Raw genomic sequence first — 19,697 nt, 5'->3', positions numbered from 1 at the left:
CACCGGTGGCTTCAGTCCGAATCCGGTGCCGGTCGCGGTGTGCCGCAACGTCGGAATGACTGCTCGGCGGGTAATACTGACCGTCGTGACGGACCGTGTCGATGACGTGCCCGCCTGGCGGAAGCGGACCGCCGGGGAATCGCGGGTTGCGGCAACGGCGGCCGTGGTCGGGATGGTGGTGTTGCAGCTGTGGCTGCCGGCGCAGTTCCGTCCGCAGCCGGCGTGGGCCTGGCCCGCGGTCGAGGCCATGCTGCTGGTCGTCCTGCTCGTCGCGAACCCGGTGCGACTCAACCGGGAGGAGAAGTGGTTGCGCGTCGTGAGCCTCGGGCTCACCGGACTGCTGAGCCTGGCGACGGTGTGGTCGGTGGTCCTGCTGGTTTCCGGGCTGATCGACGGCACGCTCAGCGACGACCCGATGAAACTGCTCGGCTCGGGCGTCGCGGTCTGGCTGAACAACGTGGTGGTATTCGCCCTGGCCTACTGGGAATTCGACCGCGGCGGCCCCGCCGCCAGGGCCCACGCCCGGGAACCACTGCCGGACTTCCTGTTCGTCCAGATGCAGAGCCCCCACCTGACGAACCGCGACTGGGCACCGGAATTCATGGACTACCTCTACCTCGCGTTCACCAACGCCGCCGCCTTCAGCCCCACCGACGTGATGCCGATGTCGCGCTGGGCAAAAGCCGCGATGATGCTCCAGTCGGCCATCTCCCTGGTGCTCGCCGCCCTGGTCGTCGCCCGCGCGATCAACGTCCTGAAGTAGACCTGCTCATCCGGGTGGGATCGTGAGGCAGAACGGATGCCCCGACGGATCGATGAGCACTCGCCAGCGATCGGGCGCGGGCTGAAAATCAGGCTTGACCGCACCACAATCGATCGCCGCACGCTCGGCGACATCGAGGTCGGTGACGAACAGATCGAGATGCATCTGCTTGGGAACCTCGTTGCTCGGCCAGTCCGGCGGCCTGTGGTCCGCCACCCGCTCGATCGCCAACATCACCCCCGCACCCTGCAGCACCACCAATTCGTCGGTCTCATACCGGATCTCGAAATCCAGCAACTCCCGGTAAAACTTCCCGAGGTGCTGCGGATCTCGGCTGTCGAGCGAGATCGCACCGAACTTGGCTATCGCGGTCATAATTCCCCCCGAACTCTCGGCCGGCCTCGGATCGCGGGCCGATCTATTGCCATGACTACCACAGCCCGCGCTCCCGGTCATCCACGTACAGGCTCGATGGCGATACCTTGCGGCTGCCTGTCAGAGGAACTTTCCGGGATTCGCCGCCACCGCCCGGCGCAGGGTAGGGCGGTCGGCTCGGTAGGCCGCCACCACCGACGCCAGTTCGTGCGGGCTCGCGCCATGCATGATCACCGAGTGACAGCCGAGATCGAGCTCGCGGGAAATCTTCCGTACGCACTGTTCCGGTGTGCCGTACGCGGCGGAGCTCAGCCATTCGTCTGGAATGAGGTCCTGGAATTGCTCCAGGACTTCGACGGAGGCGGAGGCGTCGATGGGTCCGGCCGCGGCGGCGTCGAGGAACAGCTGGGTGCCGCGGATTCGTTCCCAGAACTGTGGGTCCCAGCCGTTGGCGCTGATCAGGATGTCGGCGTAGGCCTGTAGGTAGGTGACCAGGCGGCCGGTGCGCCGGCGCAACCGATCCTCTTCGGAGAGCGCGTCGCTCGCGGTCGCCAGGCAGGACCAGATCCGGACGCTGTCCGGATCCTTGCCCGCGCGTTCGGCCCCACGGCGGACCGCCGCAACGGAATTCGTGGTCGCCTCGTCGGAGAAGAAGGTGTGCAGGATGACGAAGTCGCCGATCTCGCCGGCGAGTTCGAGGGTTTTCGGGCCGACCGCGACGAAGCCGATCGGCGGCGCGTCCTCGAGGCCGTTCTGGTGGTACAGGACAGGCCAGGAACCGGCCGGTCCCTCGTGATTGATGATGGTCTCGCCCGTCCAGAGGCGGCGCAGAATGCCGACGAAATCACGCAGCTGGGCTTCGGTGACAGCGGGCAGGCCGATCGCCTTCCAATTGGCCGCCATGCCGCGCCCGAACGCCATCGCGTACCGGCCCTCGGTCAGGGCCTGCATCGTCGACCCCATGGTGGCCGTGACCATCGGATGCCGGGTGTGGTGATTCGTGGCGGCCGCCGCGATGCCCAGATCCGTTGTGCACCCGGCGACTCCACCGGAGAGCACCGCGGAGTCCTTGACGGTCATGCGCTCGCCGATCATGCACGAGCCCAGGCCGATCTCCTCGGCGGTTCGGGCTTCGGGGAACAGGACCCGGGCATCGGCGGGGTGCCGGGTGACGCAGTAGTAGGCCAGTTCGTTCAGTTGCTCGTTCACGAGAGTGGTGCTCCCCAAGTAGTTTTCGGGCCGAGGGCAGGAAGGGCTACGCGCCGAGCTCGGCGAGCAGCTCTTCGACGAGCGGTTTGTGATGGAAGAGGATCTCGATGTCGTCGGGGCGTGCCATCTCCCCGAAATGGACTTGGCGTCCGCCCGAGCGCATGAAGACGACGCAGTAGTTGAGGGCGGCGAACATCGTGTACCAGGTCAGGTCGCCGACCTCCACGCCCGAGTATTCGGCGTAGGCCGCTTTCGCGTCCGCCTCGCGCAGGAAGTCCGGCATCCCGGGCATGCCGTAGGTGCTGGCGATGGTCTGGAAGACGCGGTGCGCGAACACCAGCCAGGCCAGGTCGAGTTCGCGCGGGCCGATCGTCGCCAGTTCCCAGTCGAGCACCGCGACGGGGGTGAAGTCCCGGTACATGCAGTTGCCGATGCGGGCGTCACCCCACGACAGCACGGTCTCGGCCTTCGATGTGTGGGGGAGATTCGCCGTGAGCCACACCAGGATTCGCTCCACTAGCGGTGACGGACCGCTGTCCCGAGCGGCGAACTCGTACCAGGACCGAGCGCGGTTCAGCGTGCGCGCGAGTGGGCTCGAACCTGGCTGTTCGGGGTCGAGGAAGGCGAAGGTGGCCGGCGCGTCCGGGATGGCGTGCAGTTTGGCGAGCGCCTCGATCGTGCTGTCCTGCAGTCGTCGCTGCTGTGCGGGGGAGGCATCGAAAAGCCAGTTGTCGCCGAAGGTGTAGGGCATGACATCGGGCGGCACCGAGCCGTCGATACGGTCCATCAGGAGGAACGGTGTGCCGAGCACGGCACCGGTCGGCTCGAGGAATCGCACCCGGGGGACCGGGACGTCGCTGGCTTCGGCCACGATGCGCATCGCATCGAATTGCGCACGCAGGGCATAGGTTTCGAGGATGGGGAAGTCGCCCGGCGCGGGCACCATCCGGCCGATCAAGCCGACCACCCGCTCGACTCCGGCTTCGGTCCATGTCATATCGAGAACCAGGGTCTCCGCGGACATGCCGTTGCTGTCGATGCCGGACCGCAAGATGACGCTCGGTTCGGCGGCTTCCGGCAGCTGGGTGCCCAGCCATTCGGTGAGGCGCGGAATCAGCATGCTGGTGTCGCGGCTGCTGCGCTGTAGTCGCATGCCTGCGTCGGGCTGAGTCATCGGTCACTCCTGACAAGTGCGTGAAAGCTGCGGGTAACCATCAGTTTCCGCGCCGCAATTGTCAACAAGGGTTCTCGATGAATGGGCAGCGTCGACGCCCCACAGCGCGAGTGCGGACAGGGCGTAGGCCGCGCCGACCCAGCAGGAGGCCGCCCATCCCCAGGTGCCGTAGGCCCAAGTCGTCGTGAGCGCGCCGACGGCAGAGCCGAGTGAATAGAAGGCCATGTAGGCGCCGATCACGGTGCCGGCGCGTTGCTGATGCGCCTCGGTCAGCAGGTGCTGACTACTGACATGCACTGCCTGCACAGCGAAGTCGAGCAGCACGATGCCGGCGAGGAGCAGCCACAGGGTCGACTCGGTCCGGGCGATGAGCAACCAGGAGCCGACGAGCAACGCCAGCGCGAAACCGGTAATCGCTTGCGCGCGACCGGCATCGGCCCATCGTCCGGCCCGCGCCGCGCCGAGCGCACCGGCCAGGCCCGCCAATCCGAACAGGCCGATTTGTGTGGCGCCGAAGTTCCACGGTTCGGCGCCGAGGGGCAGGGCGAGCCCGCTCCAGAGTGTTCCGAAGGACGCGAAGACGAAGAAGGCGATCAGCCCACGGTTCAGGAACAGGCGATCCGTGCGCGCCAACCGCCCCATCGACGCCAGCACTTGCGTATACCGCGGGCCACGAATTCTGTTGTCCAGGGGAAGGATTCGATGCACGGTGAGGGCTAGGGCCAAGCAGAGCGCGGCGAGTACCGCGTACACGGCACGCCAGCCGACGGTGTCGCCGAGGACGCCCGCGACAATGCGTACGCCGAGGATGCCGAGCACCACACCGGAGGTGACCGCGCCGATATTGCGGCCGCGCTCCTCCGGCGTGGAGTGCGCGGCGACATAGGCGACGGTCACCTGGACCACGACCGCGAACAAGCCCGCGACCGCCAGTCCGATCACCGCGACAGCACCGTTCGGAGCCACGGCCGCGACCGCGGCTCCCGTCGCGGTGAGGACCAGATGCACGGTGATGAGCCGACGGCGATTCATCATGTCCGCAAGCGGGACCAGCAGCACGAGACCGGCGAAATAACCGATCTGTCCGGCCGCGACCAGCCCGCCCAGCGACTCCGGCGGCCACCCCAGGCTGGTGCCCGCCGCCTCCAGCACCGGCTGGATCGCATAGATCGTCGACACCGCCACCGCGCACACCAGCGCCAGCACCCATCGCTGCGACCTCGTAATCCCTATCACCACAACACCCTCCGAAATCAGTAGCAAAACGAAACCAATTCAACCGTAGGGCATAATGGTTTCAAATCGCAACCGATTGGAGAGCTCGATGACCACGCCAGGCCCCCAGTGGACAGACCCCGCCTGCCCCGTCGCGCGAACCGTCGACCTCGTAGGCGACCGCTGGAGCCTGCTGATCGTGCGCGACGCGATGGAAGGCCCCGCCGCCTTCACCGAATTCCAGCGCCGCCTCGGCATCGCCAAGAACATCCTCACCGACCGCCTCCGCAAACTGGTCGACCACGGCATCCTCACCACCAGCACAGTCCCCGGCGGCAAACGGCACCTCTACGAACTCACCGACGCGGGCCAGGACCTCTTCACCCTCGTCGTGAGTCTGCGCCAATGGGGCGAACGCCACGCCTTCGCCGACAACGAACCACACTCGACCCTCGTCGACCACGACGGCAACCCCGTCGCCCTGCTGCGCCCCACCAACCGCAAGGGCAAGTCCGTCACCGCGGCCACCACCCGAGTGCGCAGAGTCGACGCACCTGACGGCACCCCGCGGAAGATGGATGCCTAAGCCGCTCGCCACCGACAACCGAATCAGGCCGGGTAACGGGTCTGGCCGAAGACCCATCCCTCGACAATCGAATTCAGCGTTGAAGCCGGCAAGAGCATGCGGGTCGCGGCAGTGCTCTCACCAATTCTCGGCCTGCACGCATGCCGAACTTGTCGGTGGCTGGTCGTAGGGTTCGCGGAATGAACTGGAGACCGTGGTCGGAGTTGTGGAGCGAGGCATGGATCTCCCGCAGAGATCTCGAGGAGTTGGTCGTCGTATGACTCGCACTACCCCGCCCCGTCCGGCCGATCTCGAGGCCGTCTTTCCTGAGCTGGCGCCACTGGCCCGCACCGCGACTCGACTGCACCCACGCCGGGGAAGCCCATCGCCCCAGGACAGTTCGATCGGCGGCCCACTGTTGTGGCCGGCGAACGAGCCATGGCCGCACTGTTCCGAGGATGGCCACGACTCGGGACCGCTCCCGCCGATGTCGTTGGCGGAGGCCCGGCTGCGACGGCGCATCGATTTGGCCGACGAAAGCAGGGCGGAATGGGGAAACACGACCGAGGAGCGGGCACTCCTCGAGCGGATCGAGAAGGTGGACGTTCCCGAGGGGCCCATCGCGATGCTGCCGGTCGCCCAGTTGTACGTGCGTGACGTGCCCGGTCTGCGTCCACCCGAGGGTGCGGATCTGCTGCAGGTGTTGTGGTGCCCCTTCGAATTTCACAGCGACGGAATGCCCACGACCGCCGTGTTCTGGCGGTCCGCGGCGGCGGTCACCGACATCCTGCTCGCCCCACCGGAACCGGCGGCAGTGGACAACGTGACCTACGTACCCGAGCCGTGCTTCATCCATCCGGAAGAGGTGATCGAATATCCGAGCTCGCTCGAGTTCGGGCGGGAGATGCGGGAACGACTGGACCGGTGGGCCATCGACGAGCTCGGCATCGAGTACCAGAACTTGTGTATCGCGCCCGGCTTCAAGGTCGGCGGCTATATCAATTGGGGCATGACAGATCCTTATCCGAACCCCTGCCCCACCTGCGGCGCCCCGACCGAGCCGCTGCTGACGATCGACAGCACGGAGTGGTATTCCAACATCCACCACTGGATCCCGTACGAGGACCAGGCCGCCGACCTCGCCTGGGGTCCTGTACAGGGCGGCCCGAGCAGTCCGACCCGGATCTGTGTCTCCGACGCCAACGCTGAAATCATCCGAGTCTGCCCGGCATCACCTGAGCACCCACACATCCAGATGATGCAATAGGCCACGCGCTCGGCCACCCCACGGCGCGGCCACGCAATGGACCGGATCGGTAGTCGGTCGGCACCCTCTCGCTCATGCGCCCCCTGCCTATCGGAACGACGGTCCCATACGAATCGTATTGGCCCAAAACGGAATCCAACACGATCGCCCGTACGGAAGGTGGTGATGATCTGGTCGAGGAACTCTCGCGGGTAGCCCGGCCGGTAGGCGGGGCCAGGACTTAGACCGGGAACACGCCGATCGGCGCCGTCGCGGGATCGTGGACGGCGATCAGGCCGTGCCCTTCGACTCGGGTGTGCGGTCCGACTGCCGTCGGATCTACCGATCCATATGCTGCGACTGCCGCGGGACCACAACGTGGCCGATCATCATCACCATCGTCGTCCTCGACGTCCGCGTACCAGGTCAATGTCGCGTCGACTTCAGCCCGATGTGGCTCACCGACGAACATATCCTGCTCCAGCGCGTCGCCGAACATACACAGCCGCAACAACTTACCGTGCTCGGCCATTGCCCACCCGTCACAACCGTAGTCAGAGCCGTACCAGTGGGCGGCGCCGAATCGCAGACTCAACCGTTCCAACTCCGAGGGCGTGGCGTCAGTGGAATCTATCGAAACCGCATGGCCGCAGATGAGTGTCCAACCATCCCATTGGGGAGTCAGATACACCCCACCGGAACCCCACACGCCCAGGCCGAGCTCCTGAGTCGCAGGGACAGCAGCACAGGTGAGGCCGAGCTCATCGAGCAACGCCGCGTGATCCCCAGTCGGCACTGCCACCCAGGTGAAGAGAACATCTCCGTTCTCCTCGCCGAGCGGACGCGGCGTTTGCTCAGCGCTCATGTCCCGCAACAGGTTTCGGAGGGTCGCCTGCTCCTCGACATCGAGGGCACGCCAGCCGCCGACCTCGGCCACCGCGCTCATGTCCCCGGCGGCGAATCGACGCGCGACGGAGGTCAAGGTCTCCTTCTCGAGCATCACCAATCAATACACCCCTGAAGCATGGGAGACCATGCCTGCACCTGATCTATCGCCGGTCACCTTCGGGCGGCGCCCAGTTGACCTTCTCGGCGCTCGAACGAACGGCATGACCTCAGCCCTGCCATTTTCCGATACCGTTCCAGCTCACTTCCAGTTCGCGCGCCACACCTGGGATGTGGCGGACTCGACTTGCGACTGCGGCATGGACGGCTCGCATCGATTCGAGGCCGCCCTGCTCGTTCAACAAGCGGCCGATCTCCACCGTGCGCTCGTCGGCTGCGATCGAGCGCTCGCGCGCGCCGAATCCGAGAAAGCGCCGTGTTTCTATAGTTCGGAGAAAGCGCCGCGTCGTTCCAATCGTGACCAGTTCCCGCACGATCGCGCTGTCGGCCGGATCGGCGGCGGCCCTGGGCACCGCTGTGGATACGGTGCCGTCGGCGTAGCGCACCACGATGGCAGCATCGCCGGCCACGGTGGAGACTTCTTCGCGCGGCGCATCGGAGACGTCGTCACGCATCGAGGGCGGAGCGCTCCTGGCCATAGATCGGTTGTGTTCGAGACTTTTGCGGACTTGCTGGGTTGTGTCGTGGTCGGGGCCCAATGTTCGCTGGTAGCTGGGAAGGAGCTTTTCATACAAGGCAACAGCAGCGTCGAATTGGCATGCCCGCGAGAGGATCCATCCGAGATCCTTTTGGGCGCTGAGGTTCTCGAGGTCGTCCAGGGTAAGGGTGGCGTCCAAGCTACGAAGGTTTGCCGCGCACAGGCGTCCTGCTTCTTCGTAACACTTCACCGCCGTGTATACCTCGGCCAAACTCTTGCGTGCGCGAAGGGTTTTGGCGTCGTCGGCACCCCGGAGATGCTCACAATCGCGCAACAATGCCTCGAACAGAACGATCGCCTCGCCATACCGCTCCGCCCACCTGTACACCGAGGCAAGGTATTGGCGGGTGTTGAGGGTTCTGTCGTCGTCCGCACCGCGGATCCGCGTACAGTCGCGCACCAGCGCCTCGTACTGCGCGATCGCCTCGTCGTAGTGGTCGGCCATACTATGCACCGCGGCAAGGTCTTCCCGAGCGAGTAGCGTCTCGTCGTGGTCTGGGCCGTAGAGCCGCTCGACGTCGCGAACATTGGCCTCATACAATCTGGCGGCCTCATCGTAGCGATCGTCATCTGTATAGGATTCGGCAAGCTCGCGACGTTCTTCCAGAACTGCGAGATCATCGACGGGACCGAGCTCAGGCAGATTGCCGCTGGACTCGCCGGTGCTGTCTTGTTCCACGATCCGTTCTCCCGCCAGGCTCTCGAGTCAGAGTAGTGCCGCAGCAGCCCACAGATCTCCGTTTCTGTGCCTTGTCCAGCAAAGCGCCTGTGGAGTCCACCTCGTTACGCGTAGAAGTACTGGCAATCCGCCTAGGGTGGGCCGCGTGACCTACGAGTTCGCCACTACGCGGCCGCCGGGCTGACGTTCGCGCAGGCCGACGCCGCGCTCACACCGATCATGCCGCGGGTCCGGCGGTTCGTCTCGACGGCATCGGCAGGCTTCGGCGAGGGCGCACAGGACCCGATGGGCAGCTACGACGACGACGCCTACTGCTATGGCGTCGACGCGTCCTGCTTCGTCAAACGGACGGCGATGAACCGCTGGTTCAGCAGATCTGGTTCGGGGCCGACACCGACGACCCCGCGCGCCTCGACCGGCTCCGGCAGGCGATCATCGCCGTCGACCACCTCGTCCCGTCAGTCATCGCCGACTACTGGCTCGACTGCGCCGGCTCCATCGCCGACGGCGAGTTCCTCGACCGCTACATGCGGATGCTCGTCCAGGAAGACGAGGACTAAGCGCCAACGGCTACCAGGTGGTTCAGCCCAGCGCCGTACCGGCAGACTGCGCAGGTGATCGACGAGACCTCAGTAGACGAACTCATCCTAGCCGAGAAAATTCTCCTGGCGCTCCAAGTGCGTTGCCGATGACGAGATGACTTCAGCCCGTGCGGTTCTCCCTGATAGCGGAGAGGCTAGCTCGGTGACGTACCCGACGGGGCGGGCCTTGTGAATCGGATGCCATTGAACGTATGGGTGCAGCACGCACACTGAGGGTCCAGACTCGATGCATTGATATCCGGATTCACAATTTGCAGCGTTCCATCGGAGGCGACGTACAACCCGCTGTAATAGGTCGACTCACCGATCCGCACGTAATCTCGCCGGTCGGGTTCCTGCACCGCTACGAGCCAGAAAATCGGTTCACTCTGATCGAGCCTGGACTTGGCCTCGGCGAATGTCGCCTCCCAGTCTGAGCCGACACGCGAGAGCAGGAAACGGAAAAGTGGCGTGTAGTCACGCCCCCGACCTTTCGCCCGCCCCATACCCTCCTGCGTCACATCGGATTTCACAGTCCGCTTGGTGTTGCGCCGATGCCGGTACTCCCCACCGCGCGGACGAACGCCCCACGTGGTGGTGTTGTCCTTCCGGTACAGCGGCGGCTTATCCACATGCCGAGCCTATGCCACCTGCGAAAGCCGACAGGGCAGCCGTGCGGCACGAGAAGGAGCAGGACTGCATCGACGAATACGTCATCCCCTGGATCGAGTACAACCTGGACGCGGAGTGACCTCGTACCCCCATGACAACGCACTCAACTCGGAGCTGGGTGTCGCGGCGTAAGTCACTGTGCCGCCCCCGCTTTCGGGGGCAAGCCTTTCGAGGTCTGTCGGGCAGAGCGGCTATCTCGGTAGCTTCGCTGCGATGGCCGACCCCCGGCCGCCCGAAAGGAACTGTGATGCGCAACAAGGTTCGTGTCGGCCTACTCGCCGGTGTACTTCTGATGGCGCCCTTGGCGACCGCGATCCCGGCCTCCGCCGCCGGACTGCCGCTGCAGTCCACCGAACAGGCCGGGCAGGCGGATCCGGCGGATCAGGTGGCCTCCCCGGGCTGCCCCGGTGGCGCGCCGCAGTGGAGCTGCCTGCTGGAATCGCTGTCCGCCAGCGGCTCCAAGGGCAAGTAGCATCCGTCCTCAGAATGGGCCGTTGTGGTGGACGAAGGAGACGGGAATTTCGTTGATCACGTCCCAGTGCTCGACGATCTTGTCGTCAGGGATTCGGAACAGGTCGTAGAAGGCAGTCGGTTTGCCTGCGAGGCTGCCCTCGGACTGGGTCAGCACGAACTCACCATCGGCCACTACCCGGTGCAGGGTGTCGTAGGTCATCACGATGCCCTTTTCGGCCCACTGGGCCAGCAGTGCAGCGAAACCGTCGGGCCCGTCGCCGGCTAGCGGGTTGTGCTGGTAGTACTGCTCGGTGCTGATGTAGTCGGTGATCGCCTCGGTGTGCCCGCCGATGAGTACCGTCTCGACGAAACCGGCCGCGATCTGACGGCTGCGCTCGCTCAGCTCGGGGTGGGTGACCTCGGTGGGGCCGTCTACCTGACTGCGCCCGCTGACAGTGTGCTCGACGACCGGAGTCAGCACATCCCAGTGCTCGGCGAGCTTGCCCTCGTGCACCCGGAAGATATCGAAGGCGACCAGCGATACCCCTGGCCGGAAACCGTGGTAGACGCCATGTAAAGCCACCAGGTCACCGTCGACCAGCACACGGACGACGTCGTAGTGCGTTTCCGCGGAAAGCCCGGCGATGAAGCCGCGCAGGCTTTCGGCACCGTCGGCGGCCCGGAAGTTGTGTTGGATGTAGTCGGGGGCAATCCAGCGATCAACGGCGGATGCGTCCCGGTCCCCGAACAGTTCGGTCATGGCGAGCAGAACCGTTGCCTTGTTACCCATACCGCCGCTCACACGGATCTCCTCAGGCTGCCGGGCGGGCCGGATGCCCGCCACGCGAGTTTCACGATGGCACCGGATCAGGGCTTCGACGCGATACAGCCGGGCGTGTTCCTCATTAAAAATCACCCCGCGCAGCAGCATTCGCGAATGTGCGCTGAGGCGAGATACGGGCAGCCGGAGCTCGAACCCGTTCGCTCATCCCGGGTCGTTCCCGGTCGCCGGCATCCGGATTCCCCCGGGGCCGTACTCGGCTGTGTATGGAATCGCCGACCGTTTCGACGGGCAGCAGATGGCAGCGTTCCGGTTTGCGATGCCACAGCCGGGCAAGCACGTCTCGTGCCGGGACGAGACTGTTGTCAGTTGACGACCTGGGCGCCGGGGATGGCGTTGGTGATTTCCGCGACGTACTTCTCGGTGCTGGGGAGTGCGGGCAGCGTCTTGCTGTGCTCGCTGCCCTTCGTGGTCCGGGTGGCACGCGGGCACTCGAAGGTGTTGGGCACGAATTCTAGTTCGGCGTATTGCTTGCCGGTCTTCAGCTCGAACACCAGCACCGTGATCGTCGAACGGACGACCGGTAGGTCGATGGAGGATGGCTCGTCGAAGTGACAGATGCCGATTGTCTGGCCGCCGTCGGAGACATCATGATGGGCGCACGCGATGAGCTGCAGGGTTTGCAGGTTCGCAGTTTGGCGGGTGCCGGTTGAAAAGTATGGCTGGTAGGAGTAGTCGAGGTAGTCGTTTCCGCGTCCGTTGGTCAGGTGATCGGTGACGAACAAAGCGATCGGGTGCGTCGATCCTGCTACGGCGGCGGCGTCGGGATAATACGCGCGTTGTGCACCGGAATACGAACCTTCGATACAGGCATGGCGCAGTTCACGCGGTGTATTGGGGAGCCCACGCGATTCGGTTCGACTGCAGCCACTGACCACAAGAAGAACAGATCCGGTCACCACGACCGCGGTGGTCGTGCGAAGAAGTCGCTTCTGCATGACCCAGTATCTCGTCGGCAATGGCCTTGAGATTGCAAAACCGCTGCGGCGGCCGAACATTCGGATTGGTCGGCCGGATGCCGACCACTACAAGCAGTCTCATGCCAGAAGGTTGCCGAGACACCAAATCGGTTGCGCCCCAAGGATAAACGATCGCCCGCGCAGCGGCAATTGCGGATGTTTACCGGACACAAAGCTTCCACACGACAACCGCAGGGCCGCCATAGTGGATGGTTATGGTCTGACACCATGACCAAGAACCGGCCGTTGTTGCCTGCAGTGATCTACATCGTCGGCTCGGTCTTCATTGGACCGGCGATCGCCATGGCCGGATATGTGATCACCCCGGCCAACGGCGACTACTGCGATGTGAGCCCGCACGGCAGCTCCGGGCAGCGAGACCGGGATTACGAGCTACTCGAGGGCATCCAGGTCACGGGTTCGATAATCATGCTCGCGGTCGGATTGTTCCTGCTGATGTATCTGTGGGCGAATCACCGCCGCATCAACTCGTTATCACTCGTGCTGACCAGCACGGGGATCCTCGTCATGGTGGCCGGGTATCTCCTCGTTCTCATCGCAGGCACGGCCGCGAACACAAGCTGCTGACGACCAGCGCGAGGGCCCCGGCCCATGCCCGGACATCGGATCAGCCCATACCCGCTCATCGGCGTGAGGGTGTGTTCGGCCAGAGCCAAATCCACTGGCCGCGTTGATCTTTCGAGATACCCCACTGGCCCTTTCTGTCAGCACGAGAAGCGCCGGCGCGGGACGTCTACTGTTGGCTGCATCAGCGCAGGGCCAGGGTTGCGCTGCCGATGAGTACGGAGCGGGCCGATCGAAAGGGGGAACAATGCGAGTTGTGACAGCTTTGAGCGTTGTCGCGATTGCGATGGTCAGTGGCTGTTCGAAAAGTCCCGGGCAATCGCCGGGCAGCCCGGAGCGGGCTGTGCGCGACCACATCGAGGCCGCCGCCGCGGGCGACGTCGCGACACTGCGCCGCCTCGCTTGCGGCAGCCTGGCAGAGCAAATGGCTGTCCGGAGCGACGAGCAGGTCCGGACAGCCTTCGACCGGTTCTATGAACCAAAGCCCGACAAGTTCACCGCGTCGGCTGCCGCCGGGGATTCGGTCAGCGTGCTCGGGTTCTACACCGGTATCACGGATCTGGAGATTGCCTTCGTAACCGAGCAGCACGGCGGATGGCAGGTGTGTGAAGTCCGCAGGGGCAATGGGGTCTTCGGCCCACTGCCCGGCCCCTTCGAGTGACGATTCGACCACCTCGAACTGCGCGCTCATGGTGCGTTCGCCGGGCGCGCCCAGCGGCATGAGCGGATGTTCTCGCTAGGACCAGCGAATTCCGGTTTGCGGCAGCGGTCCAACCTTCGTAACAACGGCTAGTCGGCAGTTCGATCCGAATTCCACGGTGGTAGTCGGGTGAAGTTCGGACCGTACTTCAGGTTCATCGGCGGGTACCAGACACCTGGCCATACCGGAACTCCGAGTGCCCGAAGATTCACCGGCAGGTTTTCGTCAACCACGATGTCCGGGGTGATGCGGCGCACCGGGGGTAACTCGGCGCCGTCGGTGATCAGGTCCGCCACCATTTCCAGACAGTGCTGCTCGTCGTATCCGGTGACGCCGGCATACGGCGCGAGCCACCAGAGGGTCCGCTGGTAGCCCCGCTCGAACTCGATCCAGAATCGCCGCATCGCCGGCATGTACGGCCCTTCGTCGTCGCCAAACCCATGAACGGTATCAACGCTCGTTCGACGCCCACCACTCGATAATTGGCATGTGCGTGCGGTGGGAAGCCGTGCCAGCCAACCAATCCGTGCCCCGAAGACTTGGGGCGATCTCGAGTCCATGCGCTGCGGTATCTTCCATGCGATCGCCGCACCTTGGTCGGCGCGCAGAGGAAGCACGCCACATGTTCAACAAATTCTTTGCGGCCGCCGCGCTCTCGGTGACCGCCGCTGCTGTTCTTGCGGCACCGCCCGCCGACGCCGACCCGGTCAACTGGGGCGCCGGTTCCCTCAGCGTGTGGGGCAACGTCTACGCGTTTTCGGTCAACCACCCGACGGAAGCCGACGCCATTCGAGCCGCCGACCGAGCGTGCAAGGGGCAAGGCATCATCGACTGCCGGATGATGGTGACGTTCGCGAACGGCTGCGGTGCAGTCGTGACGAGTCCGCTCGCGATCGTCGCAGGGTTCCCGATCGTGGGCTTCGGTAAGGGGGCGACCCCGGGGGAGGCATACGCAGACGCCACCCGCAACCTCCCCACCGGCACCGGAAGCGTCGGCTCGTTCAATCGCGAACATGCCTGCACCCAGCCTTGATCTAGTTCCAGCACGGTTCTCGGCAAGAGCGGATACTCGTGCGCTGAGGTGCTGTCGCGGTGTGATCCACTCCTGGCCGGTTCGAACAGCGCGGCACGCGGCATGAGGGTGCGTTTCTCAGCACCACGCCCCGGCGGAACATCGAATCTAGGCTCGACAGGTGAACGTCGTGCTCGAAACCGCGCCCTACACCACCGAATGCATCACATGCCGGTCGCTGATCGAAGTCACGGTCACCGAGGTGCTCACGGCCGGCACCCATGAATGGGACATCGCAGGCGACTGCCCAGAGTGCGGAGCCTGCTGGCACGAATGCAGCTACCCGACACCGCTGCCCGGGATGCGCGCAGCGATCTTGGCTGCTAACGGCCCGACCGATCTTCATCTCGCCGCGGGTAGCGCCACGCCGGCGACAGAGATGCGGGCTCTTCGAAAGGTCAAAGCGCTGTCGCTCACCGAAGCCCGCGCGATGGCAGAGGAGCTCCGCAGCAGAGGGCTCAGTGGAACTCGGGTCGAAATGGAGGTTCTAGCCATTGCGCTTCGCGCAGCGGGTGTGCTCGTCACGACCCAGTCCTCCGGCGCGGTTTGAGCAGTCGCATATCGGCATGAGCGCGCACTGCCTGCGGGTCGGGAGTCACTCAGCCCGTTGATCTTCCACGCGCCCGCTCTGGCCGGCTCGAAACGCGCGGGTCGCGGCAGATCAGTGCGTTCAAGAGGCTTAAGGGAGTCCGCAACCTTCTGCGGACTCCCTCCGGACTCGGCCCGACTCGAACGGGCAGCTACCCTCTCCACACGGCGGGCGCGATCAACCAAAGCCAGCGCGCCTTAGGCGAGACAGCGACGACAGTAATACTCGTCGACGTCGAGCTCGGTACCTGTCGAGGCCAGAAATTCGAGGACCGGCCGAGGCAGATGCCATCCCAGCGGGCGAGGCCACTCTCTGACCCTGTCGAAAGGTGTGCCAGCGGGGGCGTAATGGACTCCGTCGGGATCGTGAAAGTAGCGCACGATCTGCAGCACTGAATCGATGTCAGGGTCCGCGGCCAACGCCAGTAACTGGGTGCGCGCCGGCGCGAGCCTGTCAATCAAGCATTGAATCTGATCATCGACCGCCTCGTTGGTCTCCTCGATGATCTTCCAGATATGCCAGCCCCTCAGCCGGCCTCGTCGACCGAGGCTTCCCTTGACCTCGAACTCATCAGGCTCGACAAGCAGACGTGCAGTCAACTCGACCGGGGACAGTGTGGTGCTTTGCAGTTTGAAATAAGAGTACTGACGGACCTTCATCACTGCGGAATTTCACCACGGCACACCCTACACATCAGCATCTGCTGACAGTTGCCCGCGCGGGTGGCGCTTTTCGAGTTCGGTGAGCCGATCCAGCGTCGCAGCGCAGTCGATGTCGAGTTCGGTCAGGAGTTGGTTCACCGGGTCCGGTGGCTGTAGTGACAGCAGTGCACGCAGTAAATGGTTCGGTGCTTGATGTCTGGTCTTGATTCCGGTGGCGTCGACAGCAACGCCTAGCGCGGCCCATGCGTTCGAGCTGAAACTGTTGCGGCCCAGGTGTATCCGCCGCGACCGAAGGTTGGAGGCTTCGATTCCGTGGAGATCGAGTCCGAGACCGAGGGCGGCCAACGCGGTGTGGTCGAGGACATCGAGGGCCGTTCGGGCCTGCTCTCGACTCACCGCGAGCGCGTGAGCGGGTACGGACTCGGGCTCACTCAGCAACCCCAGCAGCAAGTGGTCGGTACCCACCCGCGTCGAGCCCTGCTCGGCCGCCTCGCGCAGGGCGGCGTCGAGCACCGCGCCCAGGCGAGTGGACTTGGCAATCCGATCCCACATGTGCCTCTCACTTCCCGTGCTTAGTGTGTACCGACTGGCGCGTCACTCCGAGTGCGTCGCCGATCTGTTCCCAGGTCCAGCCCTGGGCGCGGGCCTGCGCGACAGCACCCGCCTCGACTCGTTCGGCCAGCCGATGCAGCGCCCCGACCGCGCGCAGGCTCACCGACGGGTCGGTCGAGCTCAGTCGCTTCGTGAGTTCGTCCGTCTCCACGCTGTCAGTTTCGTTTGACAGACTGCAATTGTCAAACAAAACTGACAGCGTGGGCGCCGCCGCCCACGCTGGATCACCCTGGGGAAGAAGTGATACCGATGGACACCGACGTGCTTGTGGTGGGCGCTGGCCCAACCGGCCTGATGCTCGCGGCCGAACTGTGCCTGGCCGGAGTGCGACCCCTGGTCGTAGAACGGCAACCGCAACCCCGCGACACCCCCAAAGCCAACGGGCTCGCCGGGCAGATCGTGCCCTTACTGCACTACCGCGGCCTCCTCGAACGATTCGCCGAGCACGCCTCCTACAGTGGCCCCGCGCCCGGATTCCCCTTCGGCGGAGTCGGTCTGGACTTCGCGCCGCTGACCGAATCGCCACTGCAGGTGCTGCTGATCCCGCAACCACGACTGGAGGAACTGCTCGCCGCCCGCGCCACCGAACTCGGCGCCGAGATCCGCCGCGGCCACGAGGTGCTCGAGTTCAGCCAAGACGACGCCGCCGTGACCGTCGACATCGACGGGCCCTACGGGCGGTATCGGGTGACCGCCGGATACCTGGTGGGCTGCGACGGCGGCAACAGCGAGATCCGCGACAAGGCCGGAATCCCGTTCCCCGGCAACACCTATCCGGAGGTGACCCGGCTCGGCCACGTCACGATGCCCGACACGGTCACCCTGCTCGACAGCGGCGACCTCGACGTCCCCGGCATCGGCATAATCCGTTCCGGATTCACTCGCACCGACCGCGGAGTCTTGGCCCTCGCCTCGTTCACCCCCGAGGTCCTGCTCGTCTCGGCCACCGAAGACGATCCCACGTCATCCGACTCCGACTCGCCCATAACCCTCACCGAACTGCGCGACAGCATCAGCCGGGTGCTCGGCACGGAAATCCCCTTGGGAGAACCGATCTGGCTCTCGCGCTTCCACGCCCAGGCCCGCCAAGCCGAAAGATACCGTGACCGAAGGGTATTCCTGGCCGGTGACGCGGCCCACCTGTTCCCAGCCGGCGGGGCCGCACTCAACATCGGCCTGCTCGACACCGCAAACCTGGCCTGGAAACTCGCCGCCGCCGTCCACGGCTGGGCACCCGACGGTCTACTGGACACCTACCATCGAGAACGCCATCTCGCGGGCGCGCGTGCTCTACTCCAGACCCGCGCCCAAGCAGCGCTGGCCCGCGGACACGACCCCGACGCCATCGCCTTGCGCGAACTGTTCCAGGATCTGCTCAACGACGAACAACCGCTGAAGCGTATCGGAGCACTACTTGCAAGCAGCGACCTCCACGCCCCGCTGCCCGGACCCGCCGATCACGCGCTCACCGGCGCCTTCACTCCCAACCTGCCCCTGCGCACCGAGTCCGGCACCACCAACATCGCCGAACTCATGCGCAACGGACGACCGCTGCTGCTGGACCTGAGCGACCGCGCAGATCTCCGTGCGACCGCCCGCGAATGGCGCCAACGCATCGACATCCACACCGCCACAACCGATCAACGCCCCGCCGACGCCCTGCTGATCCGCCCCGACGCCCACATCGCCTGGGCAGCAGATATCGACCAACCCACAGACACCACCATCGCCTCACTACATGCGACACTGACGCACTGGTTCGGCGACCCGACGGAACCGACAACAGGAATCGTCACTCAACCTGCATGAGCCGACCTGTCATCGGCATAGCGTTCGTTCGCGAGATCAACTAAGGGCCAGTCGAATCGCGCGCCCAGCGGCAGCAGAGGATGTCTGCGGTTACGGTCTTCCGAGCTCGATCCACCGCTCCTCCAGCAGATCCATACATTCGTGGATCCCAGGACATGGGTCGGACAAGTTCTCGCGTACGACGGGGTTCACGCGCTCGCCCCGACGACACGCCGGGATTCGCTCTCAGCGGCAGATGCGGACGTTCTGAGCGGGGCCGACTCCCATCCGTCGGCTGCCGCAGCGTGGTTGCTTCACTCAGCGGTGCGGACATTCCGGACAGTGCTCGCCCTACCCTCACCTAGGCTTCGGCAGTGCGAAACCTCTTCGACCCCAGCGTTCTCGGATGGCCACAACTGCGCGATTCACTGCACGTCTACGTCATTCCCGACCAAGACTTCGCGAGTACCGCGCAGCCGGCGATGGACGTGATCGCCCGATTCGACATCTGCGCGACGGTAGCCTCGCAGTGGCGCCACGCCACCATCACACGAATCCCATGGTGGCGCAACGAGGTCGACGAGCAAAGGCTTCTGCGATTCAGTCGCACTCTCGACGCGCTCGCCGCAGAAACTTCTGCCTTCACCCTCACTATGACCGGCCCAGTCGTCCATGAAAACAGTGTCGGCATGGACGCGCCCTCGGACGGGCAGTGGCAACGTTTGCTCGATGGCACCCGCTCTGCGGCGGAGCAGGTCTTCGGAGCCGAACGACCGCCGGCCGCTGCGCCGGATCGGCCGCACGTCTCGCTTGGCTACGGGATCATCGATGCCGACTCCGCAGCGCTCCAACTGGCCCTCGAGCCCATCGATATCGACGCAGAACTCACAGTCGATGCAATGCACTTCGTTGCAGTGCACCAAGATCCAACTGCCGGAACCTTCACTTGGGATCCCATCTCCATACATCGACTGCAATCTCCGCGCTGAAGCTTCCCCACGACTCGGGAAGGAAGGGACTGCGGCGGAAGAGATGGATTGACTACATCTTTCGTCCGAGACGCACATGCGTTGCCTTTCACTCCAACGACTGCGGCACCGAGCGCTCAGCGGCATGAGCGTGCGTTCCGAACTCGCCTCGCCACGAGGATGATCTTGACCGCTCGACATGCGAAACAGGCTGCACATCCGGCTCTACATGTCCGCGCGGGCGAGGGCCTCGGCTTCTATCGCGGCGATAAAGTCGGTGACGTCGGATCCGTAGATGCCCCAGCTGTTCACACCGCCGAGCTCGACGAGGCGAAGCACGCCGTCGGGGCCGACGCCGACATCGACGGTGACCATGGTGCAGCCGT

The 19,697-nt window shown here is 64.8% G+C and carries 24 protein-coding genes; 10 read left to right on the top strand and 14 right to left on the bottom strand.

Features of this window, described 5'->3' with window-relative positions:
- Window positions 1-85 precede the first annotated feature (85 nt).
- Complete coding sequence (locus tag IBX22_RS00120; protein ID WP_194813349.1) at window positions 86-763, top strand: DUF1345 domain-containing protein; 678 nt, start codon at window positions 86-88, stop codon at window positions 761-763.
- A gap of 6 nt (window positions 764-769) precedes the next feature.
- Here IBX22_RS00120 and IBX22_RS00115 read toward each other — a convergent pair whose 3' ends face one another.
- The 4 genes from IBX22_RS00115 to IBX22_RS00100 all read right to left on the bottom strand — a co-directional run bounded on the left by IBX22_RS00115 (window position 770) and on the right by IBX22_RS00100 (window position 4,760).
- Complete coding sequence (locus IBX22_RS00115; RefSeq protein ID WP_194813348.1) at window positions 770-1,138, bottom strand: VOC family protein; 369 nt, start codon at window positions 1,136-1,138, stop codon at window positions 770-772.
- A 120-nt stretch (window positions 1,139-1,258) separates the two neighbouring features.
- Window positions 1,259-2,347, bottom strand: coding sequence for a TIGR03857 family LLM class F420-dependent oxidoreductase (locus IBX22_RS00110; protein WP_309234355.1), 1,089 nt, complete (start codon window positions 2,345-2,347; stop codon window positions 1,259-1,261).
- A 46-nt stretch (window positions 2,348-2,393) separates the two neighbouring features.
- A complete protein-coding gene (locus IBX22_RS00105) occupies window positions 2,394-3,521 on the bottom strand; it encodes a phosphotransferase family protein (RefSeq protein WP_228538105.1) in 1,128 nt (375 codons plus the stop codon).
- Between the two features lie 3 nt (window positions 3,522-3,524).
- Window positions 3,525-4,760 carry an MFS transporter gene (locus IBX22_RS00100; RefSeq protein WP_194813347.1) on the bottom strand — a complete coding sequence of 412 codons (1,236 nt, stop codon included), beginning with the start codon at window positions 4,758-4,760 and terminating at the stop codon, window positions 3,525-3,527.
- Window positions 4,761-4,845: 85 nt separating this feature from the next.
- Here IBX22_RS00100 and IBX22_RS00095 point away from each other — a divergent pair, with 85 nt between their 5' ends.
- Both IBX22_RS00095 and IBX22_RS00090 read left to right on the top strand, forming a co-directional pair.
- Window positions 4,846-5,322, top strand: coding sequence for a helix-turn-helix domain-containing protein (locus IBX22_RS00095; RefSeq protein WP_194813346.1), 477 nt, complete (start codon window positions 4,846-4,848; stop codon window positions 5,320-5,322).
- A 466-nt stretch (window positions 5,323-5,788) separates the two neighbouring features.
- A complete protein-coding gene (locus tag IBX22_RS00090) occupies window positions 5,789-6,568 on the top strand; it encodes a hypothetical protein (RefSeq protein WP_228538104.1) in 780 nt (259 codons plus the stop codon).
- Between the two features lie 220 nt (window positions 6,569-6,788).
- On the opposite strand, the gene IBX22_RS00085 is transcribed toward IBX22_RS00090, so the two are convergent.
- The 4 genes from IBX22_RS00085 to IBX22_RS00075 all read right to left on the bottom strand — a co-directional run bounded on the left by IBX22_RS00085 (window position 6,789) and on the right by IBX22_RS00075 (window position 10,042).
- Window positions 6,789-7,547, bottom strand: a complete 759-nt coding sequence (locus IBX22_RS00085) for a hypothetical protein (RefSeq protein WP_194813344.1) — start codon at window positions 7,545-7,547, stop codon at window positions 6,789-6,791.
- 115 nt (window positions 7,548-7,662) lie between these two features.
- On the bottom strand, window positions 7,663-8,829 hold the full coding sequence (locus IBX22_RS00080) for a tetratricopeptide repeat protein (RefSeq protein WP_194813343.1): 1,167 nt from the start codon (window positions 8,827-8,829) through the stop codon (window positions 7,663-7,665).
- A 314-nt stretch (window positions 8,830-9,143) separates the two neighbouring features.
- A complete protein-coding gene (locus IBX22_RS37855; RefSeq protein WP_255526405.1) occupies window positions 9,144-9,278 on the bottom strand; it encodes a hypothetical protein in 135 nt (44 codons plus the stop codon).
- Window positions 9,279-9,565: 287 nt separating this feature from the next.
- Window positions 9,566-10,042: a hypothetical protein gene (locus tag IBX22_RS00075; RefSeq protein WP_194813342.1), complete on the bottom strand. Its 477-nt coding sequence runs from the start codon at window positions 10,040-10,042 to the stop codon at window positions 9,566-9,568.
- 287 nt (window positions 10,043-10,329) lie between these two features.
- Here IBX22_RS00075 and IBX22_RS00070 point away from each other — a divergent pair, with 287 nt between their 5' ends.
- Window positions 10,330-10,554: a hypothetical protein gene (locus tag IBX22_RS00070; protein ID WP_194813341.1), complete on the top strand. Its 225-nt coding sequence runs from the start codon at window positions 10,330-10,332 to the stop codon at window positions 10,552-10,554.
- A gap of 9 nt (window positions 10,555-10,563) precedes the next feature.
- Here IBX22_RS00070 and IBX22_RS00065 read toward each other — a convergent pair whose 3' ends face one another.
- Window positions 10,564-11,337, bottom strand: coding sequence for a nuclear transport factor 2 family protein (locus IBX22_RS00065; protein ID WP_309234353.1), 774 nt, complete (start codon window positions 11,335-11,337; stop codon window positions 10,564-10,566).
- Window positions 11,338-11,681: 344 nt separating this feature from the next.
- Window positions 11,682-12,374 (bottom strand): hypothetical protein, encoded by a 693-nt coding sequence (locus tag IBX22_RS00060; RefSeq protein WP_194813340.1) that lies wholly within the window; start codon window positions 12,372-12,374, stop codon window positions 11,682-11,684.
- Window positions 12,375-12,563: 189 nt separating this feature from the next.
- On the opposite strand from IBX22_RS00060, the gene IBX22_RS00055 reads away from it, so the two are divergent.
- Both IBX22_RS00055 and IBX22_RS00050 read left to right on the top strand, forming a co-directional pair.
- On the top strand, window positions 12,564-12,923 hold the full coding sequence (locus IBX22_RS00055) for a hypothetical protein (RefSeq protein ID WP_194813339.1): 360 nt from the start codon (window positions 12,564-12,566) through the stop codon (window positions 12,921-12,923).
- A 340-nt stretch (window positions 12,924-13,263) separates the two neighbouring features.
- Window positions 13,264-13,581, top strand: a complete 318-nt coding sequence (locus IBX22_RS00050; RefSeq protein WP_309234352.1) for a hypothetical protein — start codon at window positions 13,264-13,266, stop codon at window positions 13,579-13,581.
- 128 nt (window positions 13,582-13,709) lie between these two features.
- Here the strand turns inward: IBX22_RS00050 and IBX22_RS00045 are convergent, their stop codons facing one another.
- Window positions 13,710-14,033 carry a hypothetical protein gene (locus tag IBX22_RS00045; protein ID WP_194813337.1) on the bottom strand — a complete coding sequence of 108 codons (324 nt, stop codon included), beginning with the start codon at window positions 14,031-14,033 and terminating at the stop codon, window positions 13,710-13,712.
- A gap of 209 nt (window positions 14,034-14,242) precedes the next feature.
- On the opposite strand from IBX22_RS00045, the gene IBX22_RS00040 reads away from it, so the two are divergent.
- Together IBX22_RS00040 and IBX22_RS00035 are read left to right on the top strand one after the other, a co-directional pair.
- Window positions 14,243-14,653 (top strand): DUF4189 domain-containing protein, encoded by a 411-nt coding sequence (locus tag IBX22_RS00040; RefSeq protein WP_194813336.1) that lies wholly within the window; start codon window positions 14,243-14,245, stop codon window positions 14,651-14,653.
- Window positions 14,654-14,813: 160 nt separating this feature from the next.
- On the top strand, window positions 14,814-15,242 hold the full coding sequence (locus IBX22_RS00035; RefSeq protein WP_194813335.1) for a hypothetical protein: 429 nt from the start codon (window positions 14,814-14,816) through the stop codon (window positions 15,240-15,242).
- A 236-nt stretch (window positions 15,243-15,478) separates the two neighbouring features.
- Here IBX22_RS00035 and IBX22_RS00030 read toward each other — a convergent pair whose 3' ends face one another.
- Genes IBX22_RS00030 through IBX22_RS00020 form a run of 3 tightly spaced genes read right to left on the bottom strand, consistent with a single transcriptional unit; the run spans window position 15,479 to window position 16,706 of the window.
- Window positions 15,479-15,940 carry a DUF4279 domain-containing protein gene (locus IBX22_RS00030; RefSeq protein ID WP_194815471.1) on the bottom strand — a complete coding sequence of 154 codons (462 nt, stop codon included), beginning with the start codon at window positions 15,938-15,940 and terminating at the stop codon, window positions 15,479-15,481.
- Window positions 15,941-15,967: 27 nt separating this feature from the next.
- A complete protein-coding gene (locus IBX22_RS00025) occupies window positions 15,968-16,495 on the bottom strand; it encodes a Clp protease N-terminal domain-containing protein (RefSeq protein ID WP_194813334.1) in 528 nt (175 codons plus the stop codon).
- 7 nt (window positions 16,496-16,502) lie between these two features.
- Complete coding sequence (locus tag IBX22_RS00020; protein ID WP_194813333.1) at window positions 16,503-16,706, bottom strand: helix-turn-helix domain-containing protein; 204 nt, start codon at window positions 16,704-16,706, stop codon at window positions 16,503-16,505.
- 98 nt (window positions 16,707-16,804) lie between these two features.
- On the opposite strand from IBX22_RS00020, the gene IBX22_RS00015 reads away from it, so the two are divergent.
- Window positions 16,805-18,364, top strand: coding sequence for an FAD-dependent monooxygenase (locus IBX22_RS00015; protein WP_194813332.1), 1,560 nt, complete (start codon window positions 16,805-16,807; stop codon window positions 18,362-18,364).
- Between the two features lie 353 nt (window positions 18,365-18,717).
- On the top strand, window positions 18,718-19,332 hold the full coding sequence (locus IBX22_RS00010; protein ID WP_194813331.1) for a 2'-5' RNA ligase family protein: 615 nt from the start codon (window positions 18,718-18,720) through the stop codon (window positions 19,330-19,332).
- The last annotated feature ends 365 nt before the right edge of the window (window positions 19,333-19,697 follow it).

It is taken from the genome of Nocardia sp. XZ_19_385 (assembly GCF_015355755.1).
In the GTDB taxonomy this organism is placed as follows: domain Bacteria; phylum Actinomycetota; class Actinomycetes; order Mycobacteriales; family Mycobacteriaceae; genus Nocardia.
Note: the sequence above shows the minus strand (reverse complement) of the source record. Positions and strands in the feature narration are given on the sequence as shown.